Genomic DNA, 18,387 nt, shown 5'->3' with positions numbered 1-18,387 from the left:
TACTAATAACTGCGGGCCTTTCCAAGCTGTTCAAGCTTCTGCTCGTGGGCAGCCCGAACGGCTTCACTGCCGGATACTTCTGGAACACCAACATTCCACCATGCTCCGTAACCATGTGTCATTGTCTTGGGCAGCACCTTAATGTCAATTAGGGTGGAACGATCCTGCAGCTGAGCCTCCCTCAAAGCGTCACGCAGCTGCTCAACCGTTGACGCACGAAAGGTCTTCACTCCATATCCCGCGGCACTTGCTGCATAATCTATGCCTATCAGTTCGCCGCTCAGCTGACCTTCCGGGCCCCGGTAGCGGAATTCAGTCGCCATGCTATCCAGTCCTTGCTCCATCTGCAGGTTGTTGATGCAGCCGAACCCCATGTTATCCAGCAGAATGACGTTGATCTTCTTGTTCTCCTGAAGGCTCGTCACTAGTTCCGAATGCAGCATTTGATAGCTGCCATCGCCCACCAATGCATATACCTCCCGGTCCGGCTCCGCCAATTTCACACCGAGTGCACCGGAGATTTCATACCCCATACACGAAAAGCCATATTCCATATGGTAAGTATCCGGCACAGTGGAATTCCACATCCGCTGCATGTCGCCCGGTAAGCTGCCTGCGGCTCCTATCACAATGGCGTCTTTCGGAAGATATTCATTGAGGATCCCGAGTACCTGTGTTTGCGCCAGCGAAGTGTTCAACTTCGTCGCATATTCAGATAGCTTCTCGTCAAGATGTCCGGCAACTTCCGGCATGAAGGAAACTGAAGAAAGATCTGGACGATCTGCCTCCTGATTCACCGTATACTCCACGTCAGATAGACGCTTTCTTTCCACTTCCCATGCCTTTTTTGCCACTACAATTTCATCTGTATAAGCGGTGCGGTAACCGCGCTCCTCCAACGTAGTAGACAGCGCTCTAAGACCTTCGGCAGCATCACAGACCACAGCCAGTGCATCCAGCTTGGAGGCATGGTAAAGGGAAGCGTTAATTGTCAGGAACTCCACCTCGGGATGGGCGAACAAACTCTTCGAACCTGTCGTGAAGTCCGTAAACCGGGTACCCACACCGATCACCAGATCCGCTTCTGCGGCCAACGTATTAGCACAGCCATTCCCGGTAACTCCTATGCCACCGAGATTGTAGGCACAGTCGCTTGCCACGGCACTTTTTCCGGCTTGTGTCTCACCGAATGGGATGGCGAACTTCTCCGCAAACGCACGTAATTCCATTCCTGCATCCGCATACCGGACTCCACCCCCACAGACCAGCAGAGGTCGCTGTTTGCTGGCAATAAGATCAGCTGCTGCAGCAAGCTCATCCGGATGCGGAGTACGGGAAACGATCCGATGGATGCGCTTGCGGAAGAACTCAAGTGGATAGTCCCAGGCCTCCCCTTGCACATCCTGCGGCAGCGCAATCGTAACTGCCCCGGTATCTGCCTGATCAGTCAGCACACGCATCGCGTTCAGCAATGCTGTCATCAGCTGCTCTGGCCGATAAATCCGGTCCCAATATTTGCTCACCGCTTTGAAGGCATCGTTGACCGTTATCGACAGATTGTAGGTGTGCTCCATTTGCTGAAGTACCGGATCCGGTTGACGGGTGGCAAAGGTATCGCCGGGGAGCAGCAGCACGGGAATCTGATTCGCCGTCGCAGTGGCAGCGGCTGTCAGCATATTAGCTGAACCCGGTCCTACCGAAGCGGTGCAGGCCATGATTCGCCGTCTGCGGCTCTGCTTGGCAAAGGCAGTCGCCGCATGCACCATTCCTTGCTCATTCCTCCCCTGATAGACCGTCATCTCACCCGGCGCTTCCTGAAGTGCCTGCCCCAGTCCAAGTACATTGCCATGGCCGAAAACGGTGAATATACCGTGTACAAAACGCTCCGGTCCATTGCCAAAGTCCACATATTGCTGGTTCAGAAATTTCACCAGCGCCTGCGCCGTCGTTAATCTAATCGTATCCACGTGAAACCTCCCTTTCGCCGTTTTTGTTACTGCCAGCGGGCAGTGACGACTTTTTTGCGTGTATAAAATTCAACCCCGTCGCTTCCATTCGCATGCAGATCGCCATAGAAGGAATCCTTCCAGCCGGAGAAAGGGAAAAAGGCCATCGGGGCTGGCACTCCGACATTGACACCCAACATGCCTGACTCGATATTTTCCCGGAAATAGCGCACTTTCCCGCCGTCATTCGTAAAAATACAAGCCCCGTTGGCAAAACGAGAGGTATTGGCAATTTCAATCGCCTCTTCTACATCCTTGACACGGATCACTGCCAGGACAGGCGCGAAAATTTCCTCCTGCCAGATTTTCATTTCCCGGGTCACTCCATCAAACAACGTTGGGCCGATAAAATAACCCTGTCCCTGCACCGCAGCATCCGCCCGGCCGTCTCTTAGCAACTTAGCGCCCTCGGCCATGCCTTGTTCAATATAAGCGACCGTTTTGTCTTTATGACTTTGGCGGATAACCGGCCCAAGAAACGTGTCGTCGTCCAAACCATTGCCGATGGTCATCTGCTCACATTCACGCAGGAGGATGGAGATCAGCTCATCAGCAACCTCTTCCTGCACCGTTACCACGGAGCAAGCCATACAGCGCTCTCCCGCCGAGCCGAAGGCTGCGTTGACAATCTGTGTTGCTGAAGCCTCAAGGTTCGCGTCTGCCAACACAATAGAATGATTTTTCGCCCCTGCCAACGCCTGAACCCGCTTCAAACACGCCGTTCCCTTCTTGTAGACATATTCGGCCACTGGCTGTGAGCCAACGAAGGAAATCGCCTTCACATCAGGATGCTCCAGCAGGCCGTTTACCACCTCATGCGCACCGTTAACCAGATTGAGCACACCTTTCGGAAGCCCGGCTTCCTCTAACAATTCGACCAAACGTGCTGCCAGCAGCGGTGTGCGTTCGGAGGGCTTCAGCACAAAGGTATTCCCACAGGCGATGGCCAACGGGAACATCCAGCAAGGCACCATCATTGGAAAATTAAACGGTGTGATCCCGCCGACTACACCGATGGGATAGCGATACATCCCAGACTCGATGCCTGTCGCGATGTCGGGCAACTGCCGGCCCATCATCAGCGTCGGCGCACCTGCCGCAAATTCCACACACTCAATGCCGCGCTGCACCTCTCCGTAGGCCTCTTTGAAGCTTTTTCCATTCTCCAGCGTGATCGTCTTCGCCAGTTCATCCCAATGGTCCACCAGCAGCTGCTGATATTTGAACAAGATCCGCGCTCTGCGCGGTACCGGTGTCTTGGACCAGCCTGCAAAAGCCGCCTTTGCCGCAGCCACCGCCCGATCAACATCGACTCTGCTGGACAGCGGAACCCTTGCCATCTCCTCTCCAGACGCTGGATTGTATACCGTTTCTGAGTGCTCCGTAGCCGCCTCTACCCACTGCCCGTCAATATAGTTGTTCAGCACTTGCACGGTTTGCTGTGCCATTCTACTCACTCCTTCATCTCTATTAATGCGATCCCGCGAATCTAATCTAATCTAATCTTGCATAGCTATTCGATCTGGGGTTGTTTGAGTTGTGTCCTCTCCAACCTCTGCCTACTTACTCTGCACCTGAAGTGATTTCCTCGTTAGACAATAAAAACGCTTCCAATTCGTCCAAGGTTGGCATGGCATCCGAACAGCTGTGGCGGGAGATGACAATGGATGCCGACGCGCTGCCGCGGCGCATGGCCTCACCGACGCTTTCTCCCCGCATTAGACTGTGAATGAAGGCTGAGGCGTAAGAATCTCCGGCTCCAAATGTCTTCAATACTTTAGCGGGAAAAATACCGCTCCGATGCTTCTGCCCATCCGCCGTGTAGGAGATTGAACCACTCCCGCCATGCTTGATAACGACCAGCTTTGCTTGGTGCGAGAACCAGCGGTTAACTGTTGCTTCGTCATCTGCATCTGTCACATTGTACAGGCTCTCCATCATATTAAATTCCTCACGGGTACCGATGATACAATCGCATTTCTCAGCTGCCAGATTATAATAGACCGCTGTTTCTGCGGCTGACTTCCAAGTATAGGGGCGATAATCCAGATCAAAAAATACAGTGACATTGTGCTTGCGGGCGAACTCCAAAGCGACAAACACAGCCTCACGGGACGGACTTTGTGCCAGTGCAGTACCTGAGATCAGCAGTGCCTTGGACTTCCGAATATACTCTTCCGAGATCTCCTCCGTACTCAGCAGCAAATCAGCCACATGATCCCGGTACATCAGAATGCTGCACTCCTGAGGATTCTTTATTTCAGTAAAAGCAAGCCCAGTCACTGCACCAGTCTGGTCAACACTCACCTGGCTATCGTCAATGCCATTCCTTTGCAGATAAGTTCGGATAAAACGGCCCATCTGATCATCGGATATCTTACCGATAAAGCCAGTGCGCATCCCTAGCCGTGCTGCTCCAATTACGATATTGGCGGGAGAGCCGCCGACATATTTGGTAAACGTCAGTGTCTCTTCCATTGGTCTTCCGGTTTCATTAGCGTTTAAGTCAATACAGAGCCGACCGACAGCAATTAAATCCAGCGGTCGTGCAGGATCGAACTGTAAACCGTTCATTATGACGCCTCCTTGAGAAAACTTCAGTAAAATGGATTAATGAGATACAACAATCATGGGGGATGGGTTAAGCGCTTAACCTAATTTCCATTAGTATAGTTTAGAAATTGGAGTTTGGCAATCCTGAACTTAAACGAATTTGGATCTGAATCCATGTATCAGAAAAAAACAAAGAAAAGACCTGTCCCTCGCCGCTAAGCGAGGTACAGGTCTTCAGATAGGAGTCGGCGTTCCTACTCCGTTTGTAGAGTTTGTGTCTTCCTAATGCGGTGCCGGTCCGGTGGAATGGCGGACTATCAGTTCCGGCATCAGCATGATCTTGCGCTTAGGACTATCGGGATTGTCGATAGATTGGTTCAGCAGAATCATCGCCTGTTCCGTCATCTCACGCAGAGGCTGAGCAATGCTGGTCAAGGTGGGATGGCAAATTTCAGCCAGCATTGTATTGTCAAAACCCACTACGGACAGATCACGGGGTATTGACAAGCCTGCGCTGCGCGCCTCCTTCAATATCCCAATCGCGAGCAGATCGTTGCAGGCGAATATGGCGGTCGGCCGGTCTTCCTGCGCCTGAGCCAGCATCGCGGCAGCCGCTTTGCGGCCGTTCTCCAGCGTGGCTGAAGTATGCGTGAGATTAGCCGGATTGTCAAAGCCAACACCTGCTGCCTTGAGCGCATCCATAAAGCCTTCCACGCGCAGCTTACTCCCCGGTAAATTGTCAGAGATAATGCCGAGCCTGCGATGGCCCAGGGACAACAGATATTCTGTCGCCTGATAGCCTCCCTTATAGTCATCCACCGTGACGCTGTTGCTCTCCATCATCCGGATATCAGCCGAAAATAACACAAGCGGTACGTGATCAGCCAGCAGGCGGCGGACCATATCCGGATTCCCTGTATGAGAAGCAATGATTATACCGTCCACCCGTTTGCGCAGGAGCAGTGAGATATACCGGGCCGCCTTCTCATCATCCCGGTCTGTACTGCATACAATCAAGTCGCTTCCCTGCTCCTGGGCATAATCCTCAATACCTCGGGCCGCCTCAGCAAAAAAAGGGTTGGAAATATCGGGAATCATCAGCCCGATCGTTCCCGTTCGGCGACTCGTCAGCGCAGAGGCCACCAGACTCGGCTGGTAATTCAGCTCCTCCATGATCCGATGAACCTTCTCCCGTGTCTTATCGCTAATTCTCCCGTTCTTGTTCAACACCTTGGACACCGTAGCGATGGAGACTCCCGCTTCCCGTGCCACATCATATATCGTAGGTTTCATCGTTAGTGAGCCCGCCTTTACGTTCGTACAATCCTATACCTAGATTATAAGGAACTCTTCTGACAGTGTCTATTCAGCGGTGCAAGAGACTCTGTTACTGTGGCGATCATTTGGTCAATACATCGACACAAAGAAGGAGCCTCCGCCTTGCGGAAGCCCCCTTTTCGTGCGTGCTGCTACACTATTTCTTCTTATCCTTCTGGTGTTGCTGCATCTCGAACAGCCATTCATGTTCCGGATCATTATGAAAAACCCATGTGCGGACCGGACCTGCCATCACATTGAGATAATAAGAATCATAACCCGGCGGAGCCGATACAGGATGATAGCCCTCCGGAACCAATACAATACTGCGGTCAGACACGGCCATCGTCTCATCAAGGCTGCGATCGTCATTATACACCCGCTGCACTACAAAACCATGAGCCGGGTTAACCCGGTGGTAGTATGTCTCTTCCAGGTAAGACTCAGCAGGTAGATTGTCACAGTCATGCTTGTGCGGAGGATAGCTGGACCAATTGCCGCCACCCGTACGTACTTCCACGACCAGCAGGCTCTCGGCTTCACTCTGCTCAGGCAAAATGTTGACCACTCGCCGTGACATACTGCCAGAACCGCGGGCTTCGGCCACAGTATCGCACGGAGCGATCAAACGCGGCGCATATTTGCCCGTTCCTGGTGCAAGGCAAACCGCAAGTTCCAGCTCCGTCAAGGCCGTAACTTCATAATGCCCTCCCGCCGGAATATACACCGCATACGGCGGCAAATCCTCAAATACAGACATACGTTCACCGATCCCGGCGAACAACTGGGCGCCTGCTCTCACATCCGCCTTGCCCGCCAGCAGCACCAGACAGATTTCATTCCCTTCCGCGCTGCGGCTCAGCGTATCCCCAACCTGCAGCTGGTACACTTCAAAACCTACATACTCCCATCCAGCGCTCTCCTTGCTAACTGCCGCTACAAGTCCATCTTTGCCGGGTGCTCCGGCTTTTATGATTAGATTGGACATCTTCACAGACCTCCCCCATCTTCAGCATCTGCATCCGCTTACAAAGCTTGTGTCGCCGATATTCTCTCTCCGGCACAAGAAGACAACTTGACCGGAAGCCCGGTAAGATAGGATTCCTTAGCGGCTTCGGCAATCCGTTCCGCCTGTTGCCCGTCAGGCCCGCTGCAAATGATAGGCTCCTGCAGGTGGATTGCCCGGGCAAACGCGGCAACCTCTTCTACGAAAGCCTGGTTATATCGCTCGAGAAAGAAATGAAGCGGCTGATCGCGTGTGACCGAAGCAGCGGTTGAAACCTCTACAGTTGTTGGACGGCAGTTGTCGGCGGTGGCTGAGCCGCAGGAACCGAACACCTCCACGCGTTGATCATAACCATATACAGCCTTACGGCTGTTATCAATGACGCAGATTGCGCCACTGGCAAAGGTCAGCGTGATGACAGCTGTATCCACATCATCGCAGCGCCCAAACATCGGATCAACGAGATTGGCACCTCGGGTATAAACTTCTGTTACTTCCTCACCCATCAGATAACGGGCCATATCAAAATCGTGAATCGTCATATCCATAAACATCCCGCCGGAAGACCGCACATAAGCCTCACCCGGAGGCTGCGGATCACGTGATGTGATCTTCACAATATGCGGACTGCCTAGCTCTCCTGATTGAACCAGTTGCTTAAGTTTGCGGAAGCTAGGGTCCATTCGCCGGTTGAAGCCGACCTGTAGCAATACACCCTCATCCTCCACTATCTTCAGTGCCTGGTGGGTAAACTCTGACGACAGGCTGATCGGCTTTTCACAGAAAATATGTTTTCCAGCCCGGGCTGCTAGCTCAATCCAAGAGGCGTGGGTATCCGTAGGTGTGCAGATAAACACAGCCTCGATTTCAGGGTCATTCAGAATGTCTTGCCCATTCACAAATGCAGAGCCAAGATTCCGGCTCTCTGCCCAGACCAGCAATTCCTCACTTACCACAGCCTCCGCAATGGATTTCAACTTAAACGACGGCATCACACGCAGATTATCTGCATGGAGCCGGCCAATTCTGCCTGCCCCAATAATGCCAACTACGATCGGATTTACCATGTTTGCTTATCCTCCTTTGAGGTAAGCGCTTAACCATCCCGAAAATAGTATACTCCAAGCACAAGTGAAGTTACAAGCAAATATTTCTCCAGCTTTTTTAACTCTCTCCTTAGCTATCTACTCCTCCTCAACAGTAATGTAACGCTTCACCTAGTGCGACTAAAACCATGGCCTGTCCGTAGGCCATAGGGGCAATAATGATTTCCTTATAATCTTCTTTTGCAGCACCAATCGGAGTGCCGCCGGATACACCAAGCACCGTGCCTTCATCGTCAATTCTGTCCAGCACCGCCCGGATCGCTTTCAGGGCATGATTTGCATACGATTCCGGCAACAACCCCCTGCGTACGCTATGCAAAATACCCGCTGCGATAGCTGCTGAGCCTGACGTTTCAGTATAACTGCTAGAGTCGTCTAGCAGCGTATGCCATAATCCGTCTCCGCTCTGGCAGGCTAATAAAGCTGTTGCCTGTGCGTTCAGGATCTGTTGAAGATATTCAAACACTCCACTGTCCAGATACGGCCCCATCAACTCCAGGTATTCTGGCAGACCGAGTGTAAACCAGCTATTGCCCCGGCACCAGAAGGCTCCACTGAAATTATGCCGGCCGCCAAAATGCCAGCCATGAAAAAACAGCCCCGTCTTTTTATCATACAGGTATTTGATATGCAGCAACAGTTGGTAAAGCGACGCTTGCCGCCATGCGGAATTATCGTATTTCACACCCATTTTTGCCGTGAACAAAATAGCCATAAATAACGTATCAATCCAGATTTCATTATCATTGAGCGTAACTTCATCCTTGCTCGCTCCTGTTGTGACATGCTGATAACCAGACTCCTCCGTCCGCGGCAGGTCATGCATCAACCACTGCACCCATTCCAGGCTTAATTCCTCCGCTTCCTTCAGTTCCATTAATGACAGCAACGGTGCTGTTGTATTGATATTCCGGCTCGGCAGTCCCTTGCCCAGTTGCTTGCTCATCCAAGGCTTGGCATATTCTTGATAACGCTCATCCTTGAAATGCTGCTCAAGCTTTTGAAGTCCGTAAAGCCCCACTCCCTGCGGCCAATCCCATTCCTCCATGCCAAAATCACGGGCAAAATACCCCCGTCGTCCCGCATCCTCCCCTAAATTTTGCAGTTCGGCTTCGTTTTCCGGCCGCTCCAGCTTCAGCAGCTTATCCGTCACGCGGTTCAGCTTTTCAATGATCTCAACTTTACTAATCCGGCTGTTGTTCATCTGTTTTCCGCCCCTTCGCCTGCCATTTTGGGTCTTCCCTCATGTTGGGTAGTTCCATTCACCCGTAATATATCAAACCATTCTATACAAAAACTACTTTATATTTGTTGTAATAACCCTCATATATTGCAAATCTTGCTTTTCTGAACCTATAATAAGTGCATATTACAGAATAAGGCGGTGAGAGCATTTGCTTGAAAACAACTTACTGTACGAACAAGGGTATAGCGTACGTATCAACACGCCCGTTGATCCCCTTTTTTATTATTTTGATTATGACCAGCGTTCTCACGATATCAATATGGAGTTTCAGCATTTTCATGATTTTTACGAGATTCATATCTTAATGGATTCCCGAGCCACTCATATTATCGATGGGAATGTCTGCGCCCTCCAGCAGTATGACATCGTGCTCCTGCGTCCTTATCGGATGCATAAGACACAATATCCGGAAGGGCCGCCGTTTAAGCGGCTGATCATAAACTTCGCCATGCCCAAGGATATACCCGGTTTAGAGAACGCTTACAAAAGTATGTTTCTCTCATTTTGGGAAGAAATACCGATCTACCGTTTGCCAAAAGAGTTGCGCAAAGCCGTATTTGATCCTCTTAACGCTATCTTCACCTTATCACACAGCACTTCACCGTTAAATCCAGTACTGATTCACAGCCTTTTCCAACAGTTCCTCTGTGCTTTATACCAGCGTAGAGACCAGAACAGCTATGTCCCAGAGGAGATTGGAAATGCCATTATGCAAAAAATCTACTCGATCACCGCATACATCCATAGCCATTACAACAGCGAGTTGTCCCTTGATTTCCTCGCTAAAGAGTTCTTTATCAGCTCCTATTACTTATCACACCAATTTAAGTTAATTACCGGCTCCACGCTGACAGAATATATTCAGATGACCCGGGTCCGTAATGCCCAGCAATTGCTGATCTACACCCGCCTGAAGATTTCCGAGATCGCCGGGCAATGCGGATTCAACAGCTTCTCCCAGTTCAACCGCATATTCAATAAACTTAGCGGGATGTCCCCATCCGAGTTCCGCAAGAACCAGGTCATATCCAACACTGCTTCAACCACATTTTCCTATTGATGTACTTGCTTACCTAGTTACAAAAAATCCGCTGTGCGTCCGACAAATCTATCTACCCTCTAAGTAACTATATTGAGCAGTAACAGAGGCAATGTTTAGACGCAAAAGAGAGACGAAGGGATAGCAAAAGCGATGGTGCAGGCACACACATGTTGGTATAGATGCAGGTACTGGTGTAGGTGCTGGTGCTGGTGCTGGGGCTGGGGCTGGGGCTGGGGCTGGGGCTGGGGCTGGGGCTGGGGCTGGGGCAAGGGTAATCACATTTAACTGTATTTCATACAACTATTTTTTCACGCATCACGCCACCATTAGATATAGCTGTATTTGGTGCAACTATTTCCTTGGTTTTTTCGCCTATAAGCTACATCTCGAGTTTTTAGTTGTACAGAATACAACTAAAATCCGAAGATTCACTATTTCATACGGAATAGTTGCACAGAATGCAGTTACTTCTCAGATCCCAGCAAAACTCCTTCTCCCAATTGAAGATAATCCGCCCAAACAAGTCACAGCTCAGCAAGCCACCACAAATCAAAAAAACAGGCAGCGATTCTCCACTAACGGGAGAATCGCTGCCTGGTTCTAGCTTCAATTACATCTTAAGCCGTACGTTCCGTTGCTTTGAGACGCAGCGCTTTCTTCTCTTTCGACTTCGCCACTGGCGGTTTCAGGGAAACCGCGATGATGCAGGCCAGCAGGCACAAGAGGCCAAAGATAACAAAGGTTGGTTTAAATCCGCCTAGGAAGACGGCGATAAACGAACCGGAAAGGGCACCAATACCAAAACCTTGGTAAACGATTCCGTAGTTCTTACTGTGATTTTTCAGTCCGAAGAAGTCGCTGACAATGGCGGGGAACACCGTGATATTCCCGCCAAAGCAGAACGCAATGGCTGCTACACAAGTGAAGAAAAGTCCAAAATTCAGGGTCGCGTAGCTGAGGGTCAGCATAGCTGCCGCAGTTACAGCAAGCGATGCGCCTACCAGCTTCAAGCGACTCATTTTGTCAGATAAAGCACCCAGAATTAAACGTCCCGCTGTATTAAAGATCGCAATCATAGCCACTGCACTAGCTGCTGTCTGTACATCAAGTCCAGCCAGCTGCACGCCGATATCTTTTACAATACCGATCAAATACAGACCACACATACAAGCGGTGAAAAAGATGATAAATAGCAGATAAGCTTCTTTTGTCCGCAGCATTTCTTTGACCGTATAGTCTTTCGGTGAACTCATTACTGTAGCTGTCGTTGAACCCGCTGGTGCTGGGGCCGCTTGAACCGGAGCTTCTCTTACGAGCAAGGAACCGATTACAATCATGCCCATAACAATCAAACCCCAATACATAAATGTATTAGACACACCCACTGAGTCAATCAACCCGCCGTTAATATATTTAAAGATCAAACTCCCCGTTCCATAAGCACCAACGGACACGCCGGAGATTAAACCTTTATTATTCGGAAACCATTTAATTAAATTAGATAATGAAGTGATATAAGCTGTCCCATCCGCAAAACCAACGATCACCCCAACCAATAAATAGAACATGAAGAGTGAATTGGCTTGGGAGCTAAGAATCAATCCTAGTCCGAGCACAATCCCAGCAGTAGCAGTCAAACGGCGAAGCCCGAAACGATCCTGCAGCTTCCCTGCGAACAAGGTCGCGAAAGCGAGTGCAAAGCTCGTTATAGAAAAAGTAATCGAAACAGAGTTAAGCTCCCAACCAAATTTTGTTACCAGATGCGCATTAAATAAACTCCATGTATAGATGGTACCTAGGCCCATTTGCATAATTACTGTACCTAATACGATTAGCCACCGTTTGGTGCTTTTGCTGTCCATTGTCGTAGTCATGGTCTTTTCCTTCTTTCTCTCTCGTTGTCTGCTACAAGAGCTTCTATCGCCTCTTTATTGTAGCTAAACCAGCCGATGTTGAGAGAAATCCGGCATGAGATGACGGAAATGAAGAATGAATTGCATTTATAAGCGCATAATCTGCCTGAATTCCTTTACCTTACTACGACTTACCGGCACTTCAAAACCTAAATCATGCAGGCGCAGCAAATACGTATTGTTGAACCACGGGATGATTTCCTTGATCTTGGACAGGTTAACAATATAGGAACGATGGCAGCGAAAAAAACGATCCTGCGGCAGCCGCTGAAAGAAATCGCTAATACTAAGTGCCATGCTGTATTCCTCACCTTTAGTCATCACACTTGTACTTTTTTCCTGCGCGGAGGCGTAATAAATATCGTCGGCATTCACTACAATAATCTTTTCATTTTTCCACAGATTAACCTTGTCACTGACCGGATTACGCTCTTCTTCCCCCTGTCGTCCACGGCTGGCAAATGCATTTTCCAGCTTGTGCAGCATGGCTTTGATGCGTACCTCGCTATAAGGCTTAAGAATATAGTCAAAAGCTTCAATCTCAAACGCCTCAGCAGCATGCTCCTTATACGCAGTGATGAACACTATGTAGGGTTTTACCGAGAATCTACTGATATTTTGTGCCAAAAGCACCCCATCGATGGAGGGAATATTAATATCCAGAAAAATCACATCTACCGTATCACTCTGCAAAAATTTAAGCGCGTCCAGCCCATCTTCAAACTGTGCCGTTATATCGATCCCGCTGTGCGTCTCTATTAAATAAGCCAGCTCCTGTCTTGCCAGCTCTTCATCTTCTACGATGATCGCTCTCATTGGTCCTCCTTTTTAACATCAAAAAAGATGTTCGTCCCTTTATCCAATCTCTGAATGGTAAGTCCAGTCCCATAGATCAGCTTTACCCGTTGGTGTACATTAAACAGCCCGATTTTATTCTCCGGCATATCGCCAGTATAGACCTTCTCTATCGTTTCCTCGCTGATGCCAGCTCCGGTATCGCGAATGCCCACCCGTACGGTATCCCCGTGGTCTTTTACAGAAATCGTTACTGTTCCTGTCCCTCTTACCTTCAGTATGCCGTGTATAATCGCATTTTCTACAAGCGGCTGAATGATCAGACTGGGAATTCGAACCTGAACCTCATCAATATCATAAAGCACGTTAAGCCGGCTTCCAAAACGCGCCTTTTCGATCTCTACGTATTGCTGGACCTGCTGTAGTTCTCGTTTGATATCAATGAATTCATCGGTAAGCTCCAGATTGTATCTCATATAACCGGACAGATTCACAATCAGCTCGCGTGCCTTATCCGGGTTAATTCGAATCGAGGACGCAATCGCATTCAGTGCATTGAACAAAAAATGCGGGTTAATGCTGGTCTGCAGTGCCTTCAGCTCCGCTTTGTTCGCCATTTCCTTAATGCCTTCCACCCGCGACACTTCCATCAAGGTAGAGATCATTTGTGACAGACCCACAGCCATAGCTTGAAGCGAATAGGTAATCTTGTGGGCTTTGGTGTAATAGATTTTGAGCGCTCCCGTCACCTCACCCTTTTCCTTCAAAGGAATAATGATCAGCGACTTGATCTGCGGATTCACGTAATCACTATCATCGTTACGGATGGTAATTTCACCACTGGACAACGTTACTTTAGTTTCTTCACTGATAATATCGTTAGTTGTCTCATAATCCTCCTCACCCACGCCAACATAGGCACGAATAAACCGAGTATCCGTAATCGCTACAGCGTCTGCACCGATATCCTCTTTGATGATCTGGCAGATGGTGTGCAGCGACTCCTGATTAATATTGCGAAAATACGGCAAGGTCTTATTGGCAATATCAAGCGCCAGCTTGGACTGCTTAGCCGCGATCCGTTCCTTCTCACCTTCCACGCTCTGCACTAGCACAACAATCAGGCCGACACTAATCTGGCTCATAATCATCGGAAAAGCGATCTTGGACACGATATCCACACCCAGCGACATCGGCTGAGCCATCGCTAGAATGAGCAGCATCGTCAGTGCCTCACAGGCCATTCCCGCCAAAATCCCTGCTATCCAGCGACGTTCACCAGAGGTGCGGCGATAGATTATCCCAGACACTATGCCTGCGGTGATACTCGTAATCAGACAAGGAAGAGAGGTTACCCCTCCGATATCAATCAGAAAACGGTGAACCCCTGAGATGATGCCTGTTATAAGTCCAACCCATGGTCCGAACAAAATCCCGCCAGATACGATGGCGATAATTCGCACATTCACAAGCGAACCTTCCACATTAATCCCGCTATAAGTGCCGAAAATGGCAAATAAGCTGAAGATCATCGTCGCAATAGCAAGCTCTTGCGGAGCGTAACTCCCTTTTTGAAAAACCTCTTTAAACCGCGGCAGACGAGTCAATACAAACAGACACATCAGCAATAACGCAGCTCTTTCCAACAATTGCAGTAATATAGTAAACGTATATTGCACGGTCACCGCCTCCAAAGGTCTCGATGTCGATTCATTATAAAGATAGTTCATGCCTCTGTCCATTCAGCCTGTCCCTTTATACCTCTATTGAAACTCTTGTTGTATGATATTAACCGATTGGAAGCATGAATATTCGGAGGTGGCAGTTTGCACAAGATAGAACACGAGGCAGATATCATTCAGCTTGTACATAATGACCCCTGGATGATGGATATTTTAGAAAATGCCAGATCGCTACAGTTACCTGACTGGTGGGTTTGTGCTGGGTTTGTACGTTCAAAAATCTGGGATACCTTACATGGATTTGAAGAGCGGACCCCTTTGCCAGATATTGATGTTATTTATTATGACGGCAGCAATCTACATGAGGAAGTGGAAAAGCAATTGGAGGCAAAACTAAGAAATTTAGATCCCCATGTGCCATGGTCCGTTAAGAATGAAGCAAGAATGCATACCATTAACAACCTTGCGCCCTATACGTCATCTGTAGATGCCATCTCCAAGTTTCCGGAAACAGCTACAGCGCTTGGGCTTTCCTTAGATGAATACGGTAAGGTTATCCTAACCGCTCCGCATGGGATTGCAGATGTTATTAATGTAGTGTTACGGGCTACCCCTCATTTCAACAATAATCCGAACTTACTACCTATTTATGAAAAACGAATTGCACAAAAAAACTGGCAGGCAACGTGGAAGCAATTGCAGGTCAGCGCTACCTAAAGCTAAGTTGTGTTAGCATCGGAATAAAAAAACAGCAAGCCTCTGCTACAGAAGGGCTTGCTGCTGTTGCTTTATCACACCGCTAAATCAATACCAACCACGCCTACTACATCTCCCTGACGATTCCGGATTGCTCTAGATAATGTAATACAAGAACGTTTCGTAATCGCGGATACATAAGGTTTAGAGACATATTCACCTTCATTCATGGCCCCATTCCACCAATCACGCCGCTTAGCATTCAACAGGCCAGCCGCTGGCTCGGAGTAGATAAAGGTTCCATCCGTCCGATTGGACCAAATGGCTTGTACATCTGGAATTTTCTTAATGTAAGCGTTCAAAACACCTTGATGAACTTCAGTATCTGGAGCGTAAAGTTCTTCCTTGGCGGAAATCGTCTCCAAGAGACTCTGCATTTCCTGAAGCCGGGCTGCATATTGGCTCATCTCAATTTCCGCTCTGCCCGCAATGCTAGTAACCGATTGCTGCAAGGATTGCGACTCCGCTAACAGATTGGCGCTGACTTCGTTCAGCTGCCCAATTTGATCCCGCTGCCGTGTCACCTGCTCCAGCGTAAGGTCTACATTGGCAATCGTCTCATTCACGATAGCCACCGCACCGCTCAGCTCCGTTGTCACTTCTACAATCAGCTTGCCCTGCTTCGCGGCAGCATCGATTGTTTCCGTCACGGCGCTGCCTACTTCATCTACTCTCGACGCGATATCATCGAGTCGAAGCTTCACCGTGCCGACCTCGTTCACCCCACGCTCCACTGAGACTTGCTCTTTCGTAACGGATTCCAGCACCTGCTGTACTCCATTATTAATGTCAAGCAAGATGCCTGAGGAGCGGTCTACCGAGCTCTTGCTTTGATCAGCCAGCTGCCGAATCCGGCTGGCCACTACTGCAAATCCGCGGCCCTGTTCACCGGCCCGGGCCGCTTCAATAGAAGCATTCAGCGCGAGCAACGAGGTTTCATTCACAATGGAGTTAATCAATGTATTGATCTCCTCTACCATCGCAATATGATTACTCAGGGTAGTAAACTTAGCTAACATGTCCCCACTCTGTGTTTGCAGATCCTTCATCACCACATCTGCAATGCTCAGGGAATCTACCATTGCTGTCATTCCTTGCCGAGCATATTGCATATTCGAGCCTAGTTTTTCCGTCAATTCTTCGATATGTGCTGTAACTGAGGCTACACCGCCCATCGTCTGATAGGCCCCTTCAATATTGGCTTTAGCTTCGTTGCTGCGAATCCTTAAATCCGTTTCATACGCGTGTGAATAATCTGCTGTCTGCTGCAGCTGCTCTGTATGGCGGCTGATTTCTTCAAGCGCACCATGCAGCCGATCCGAGGTAACTACAATCTCATTGCCAAGAAGCTCCACTTTGTTCTGTGACTCCTTCAGCAGCGCTTCTTTGCGATAACCGTAGCGGGATGTATTCAGCGAGAACCATCCTAGAGAACCCATAAGCAGAATAATCACCAGCTTATGCATCCAGAGCATATCAATCAATAAGCTGTACACACTGACAAGAAGCAACAGGACGACTACGAAAATCTGGTTTCGACGGATCTGCATCTTTACTTCCACTCCACTCGATTGATGTTATGTATTCTAACATTATATCAGCAGAGTTAATTAAAGGAAATACTTTCTATAGTATTCCTTTTCGATCAATCATTCCCCGGGCCAGGCAATCTCCCCTTATAAAGATGCTTGTTGATCTCCCGCTTCCAAGAAAGCCATCAAGAGGAAACCTGAGCTTATTGTCGAATATATAAGCATATTGCCACTGGAAAAGAGGATCACATTATGCGCGCCACACCTCAAACTCCTCGTCAGACCTATTGGAATCGTGTACTTCTCAATTCATTCTGGATCATCCTGATTGTGTATTTAAGTATTCAGTTCATTGTTTCTCTATCCTTATGGAGCCAGCGTCCGGAAACCCCAACCAGGAACGGTTATATTGAGCACTCGTTGATTTCTGATTCCATCATAGTGAGTTTGATCATTATTCTAGAAGTAATCTATAGATGGAGGCCTCTGTGGGCCCAACTCGCCATTACGGTTGCAAGCCATCTATTTGCGGTTTTGATTATCGTCAATCTCAGCGATGAGTTGCATGTTAAATCATTAATTATGCTGTTCCCGCTACTAGTCTCGATGATCTATCTGAAGAGCAGTTATATGATAGCCACTTCTGCTATTTCTCTACTGTACACGATCATTTTATTCACCAAGACATCCATTCACGAGTACTTCCCGATCACCCAAACAATCATTATCGCTCTTATTTTTGCAGGCACTGCTTTGGCAGGTTTTGCAGTAATCGTTCGTGGACGTGATTTGATGCAATCCCTGCAGAACTCCGTCAAGTCAGAACAGGAATTACGCATTCAGAATATAATCATGGATCGTCTATCTAAGATAGATCCCCTGACTGATCTGTATAATCACAAGACTTTTCACGAATATTTGGGTTGGCTAATCGAGCATCAGCAGAGTAATCCATTCTCCATGCAGCTTGCCGTTATGGATATCGATAATTTCAAAAAAGTAAATGATTGCTATGGCCACTCCGTTGGAGATATCGTATTACAAAAAGTCGCAGCGATCCTGCTCGAGTATATCGGTCCTGATGATTTCGCCGCGCGGTACGGGGGCGAGGAATTCATTGTCATTCTGACAACCAAAACCTTTGAGCAATCCTATGAAATCATGCAACAAATTCTAGCCAAAGTCGCCGATACCCCTTTTGCCGAAATGGAAGGGAAAAGCATAACCGTCAGTATCGGGATGCATGATTACACAGGTGCAGACTCCAAAAATTCTACTTTTCAGCAGGCTGATGATGCACTTTACGAAGCTAAAAACACCGGGAAGAACAAAATTGTCATCAGCTAATGGCAAGCTCCACAGATGCTGTTTATCTGTCGGAGCTTGTTTTTTTGCAAAGCCTTAATTTCAGAAGCATTTCATACCAAAAACCC

14 protein-coding genes are annotated in these 18,387 nt (G+C 48.7%); 3 read left to right on the top strand and 11 right to left on the bottom strand.

The features are described 5' to 3' along the window. Positions 1 to 2: 2 nt before the first annotated feature. The 7 genes from iolD to NSQ91_RS01880 form a co-directional block, all read right to left on the bottom strand. Positions 3 to 1,967, bottom strand: a complete 1,965-nt coding sequence (iolD, locus tag NSQ91_RS01910) for a 3D-(3,5/4)-trihydroxycyclohexane-1,2-dione acylhydrolase (decyclizing) (RefSeq protein WP_076304304.1) — start codon at positions 1,965 to 1,967, stop codon at positions 3 to 5. Between the two features lie 26 nt (positions 1,968 to 1,993). Further along, positions 1,994 to 3,454, bottom strand: a complete 1,461-nt coding sequence (locus NSQ91_RS01905; RefSeq protein ID WP_076304303.1) for a CoA-acylating methylmalonate-semialdehyde dehydrogenase — start codon at positions 3,452 to 3,454, stop codon at positions 1,994 to 1,996. 115 nt (positions 3,455 to 3,569) lie between these two features. After that, entirely contained in the window at positions 3,570 to 4,580 is a 1,011-nt protein-coding gene (gene iolC / locus NSQ91_RS01900) for a 5-dehydro-2-deoxygluconokinase (RefSeq protein ID WP_076304302.1), read from the bottom strand. Positions 4,581 to 4,841: 261 nt separating this feature from the next. Continuing rightward, the gene (locus NSQ91_RS01895) at positions 4,842 to 5,852 is read right to left on the bottom strand and encodes a LacI family DNA-binding transcriptional regulator (RefSeq protein ID WP_076304301.1); all 1,011 of its coding nucleotides are present in this window, start codon (positions 5,850 to 5,852) and stop codon (positions 4,842 to 4,844) included. 181 nt (positions 5,853 to 6,033) lie between these two features. Then, positions 6,034 to 6,864, bottom strand: coding sequence for a 5-deoxy-glucuronate isomerase (gene iolB, locus NSQ91_RS01890; RefSeq protein ID WP_076219003.1), 831 nt, complete (start codon positions 6,862 to 6,864; stop codon positions 6,034 to 6,036). A gap of 38 nt (positions 6,865 to 6,902) precedes the next feature. Next, positions 6,903 to 7,949, bottom strand: a complete 1,047-nt coding sequence (gene iolG / locus NSQ91_RS01885; RefSeq protein WP_340916251.1) for an inositol 2-dehydrogenase — start codon at positions 7,947 to 7,949, stop codon at positions 6,903 to 6,905. 127 nt (positions 7,950 to 8,076) lie between these two features. Next, on the bottom strand, positions 8,077 to 9,192 hold the full coding sequence (locus NSQ91_RS01880) for a glycoside hydrolase family 88/105 protein (RefSeq protein WP_076302303.1): 1,116 nt from the start codon (positions 9,190 to 9,192) through the stop codon (positions 8,077 to 8,079). Positions 9,193 to 9,382: 190 nt separating this feature from the next. Between NSQ91_RS01880 and NSQ91_RS01875 the strand changes: the two genes are divergently transcribed. Beyond that, positions 9,383 to 10,294 carry a helix-turn-helix transcriptional regulator gene (locus tag NSQ91_RS01875; RefSeq protein WP_076304300.1) on the top strand — a complete coding sequence of 304 codons (912 nt, stop codon included), beginning with the start codon at positions 9,383 to 9,385 and terminating at the stop codon, positions 10,292 to 10,294. Positions 10,295 to 10,893: 599 nt separating this feature from the next. Here the strand turns inward: NSQ91_RS01875 and NSQ91_RS01870 are convergent. From NSQ91_RS01870 to NSQ91_RS01860, 3 genes are all read right to left on the bottom strand, one after another. After that, the gene (locus NSQ91_RS01870; RefSeq protein WP_076185694.1) at positions 10,894 to 12,138 is read right to left on the bottom strand and encodes an L-lactate MFS transporter; all 1,245 of its coding nucleotides are present in this window, start codon (positions 12,136 to 12,138) and stop codon (positions 10,894 to 10,896) included. Between the two features lie 138 nt (positions 12,139 to 12,276). Continuing rightward, entirely contained in the window at positions 12,277 to 13,005 is a 729-nt protein-coding gene (locus NSQ91_RS01865) for a LytR/AlgR family response regulator transcription factor (protein WP_076275969.1), read from the bottom strand. Then, entirely contained in the window at positions 13,002 to 14,606 is a 1,605-nt protein-coding gene (locus tag NSQ91_RS01860; protein ID WP_280513476.1) for a sensor histidine kinase, read from the bottom strand. Before NSQ91_RS01860 ends, NSQ91_RS01865 begins: the two co-directional genes overlap by 4 nt. 261 nt (positions 14,607 to 14,867) lie before the next feature. On the opposite strand from NSQ91_RS01860, the gene NSQ91_RS01855 reads away from it, so the two are divergent. Beyond that, positions 14,868 to 15,383 carry a nucleotidyltransferase family protein gene (locus NSQ91_RS01855; protein ID WP_076304769.1) on the top strand — a complete coding sequence of 172 codons (516 nt, stop codon included), beginning with the start codon at positions 14,868 to 14,870 and terminating at the stop codon, positions 15,381 to 15,383. A gap of 74 nt (positions 15,384 to 15,457) precedes the next feature. Here NSQ91_RS01855 and NSQ91_RS01850 read toward each other — a convergent pair whose 3' ends face one another. After that, positions 15,458 to 16,972 carry a methyl-accepting chemotaxis protein gene (locus NSQ91_RS01850; protein ID WP_076304763.1) on the bottom strand — a complete coding sequence of 505 codons (1,515 nt, stop codon included), beginning with the start codon at positions 16,970 to 16,972 and terminating at the stop codon, positions 15,458 to 15,460. Positions 16,973 to 17,206: 234 nt separating this feature from the next. Here NSQ91_RS01850 and NSQ91_RS01845 point away from each other — a divergent pair, with 234 nt between their 5' ends. Then, a complete protein-coding gene (locus NSQ91_RS01845; RefSeq protein ID WP_076185610.1) occupies positions 17,207 to 18,301 on the top strand; it encodes a GGDEF domain-containing protein in 1,095 nt (364 codons plus the stop codon). The last annotated feature ends 86 nt before the right edge of the window (positions 18,302 to 18,387 follow it).

The organism is Paenibacillus sp. FSL R7-0048 (assembly GCF_038004505.1).
GTDB classification, from domain to species: Bacteria; Bacillota; Bacilli; order Paenibacillales; family Paenibacillaceae; genus Paenibacillus_AQ; species Paenibacillus_AQ odorifer.
Note: the sequence above shows the minus strand (reverse complement) of the source record. Positions and strands in the feature narration are given on the sequence as shown.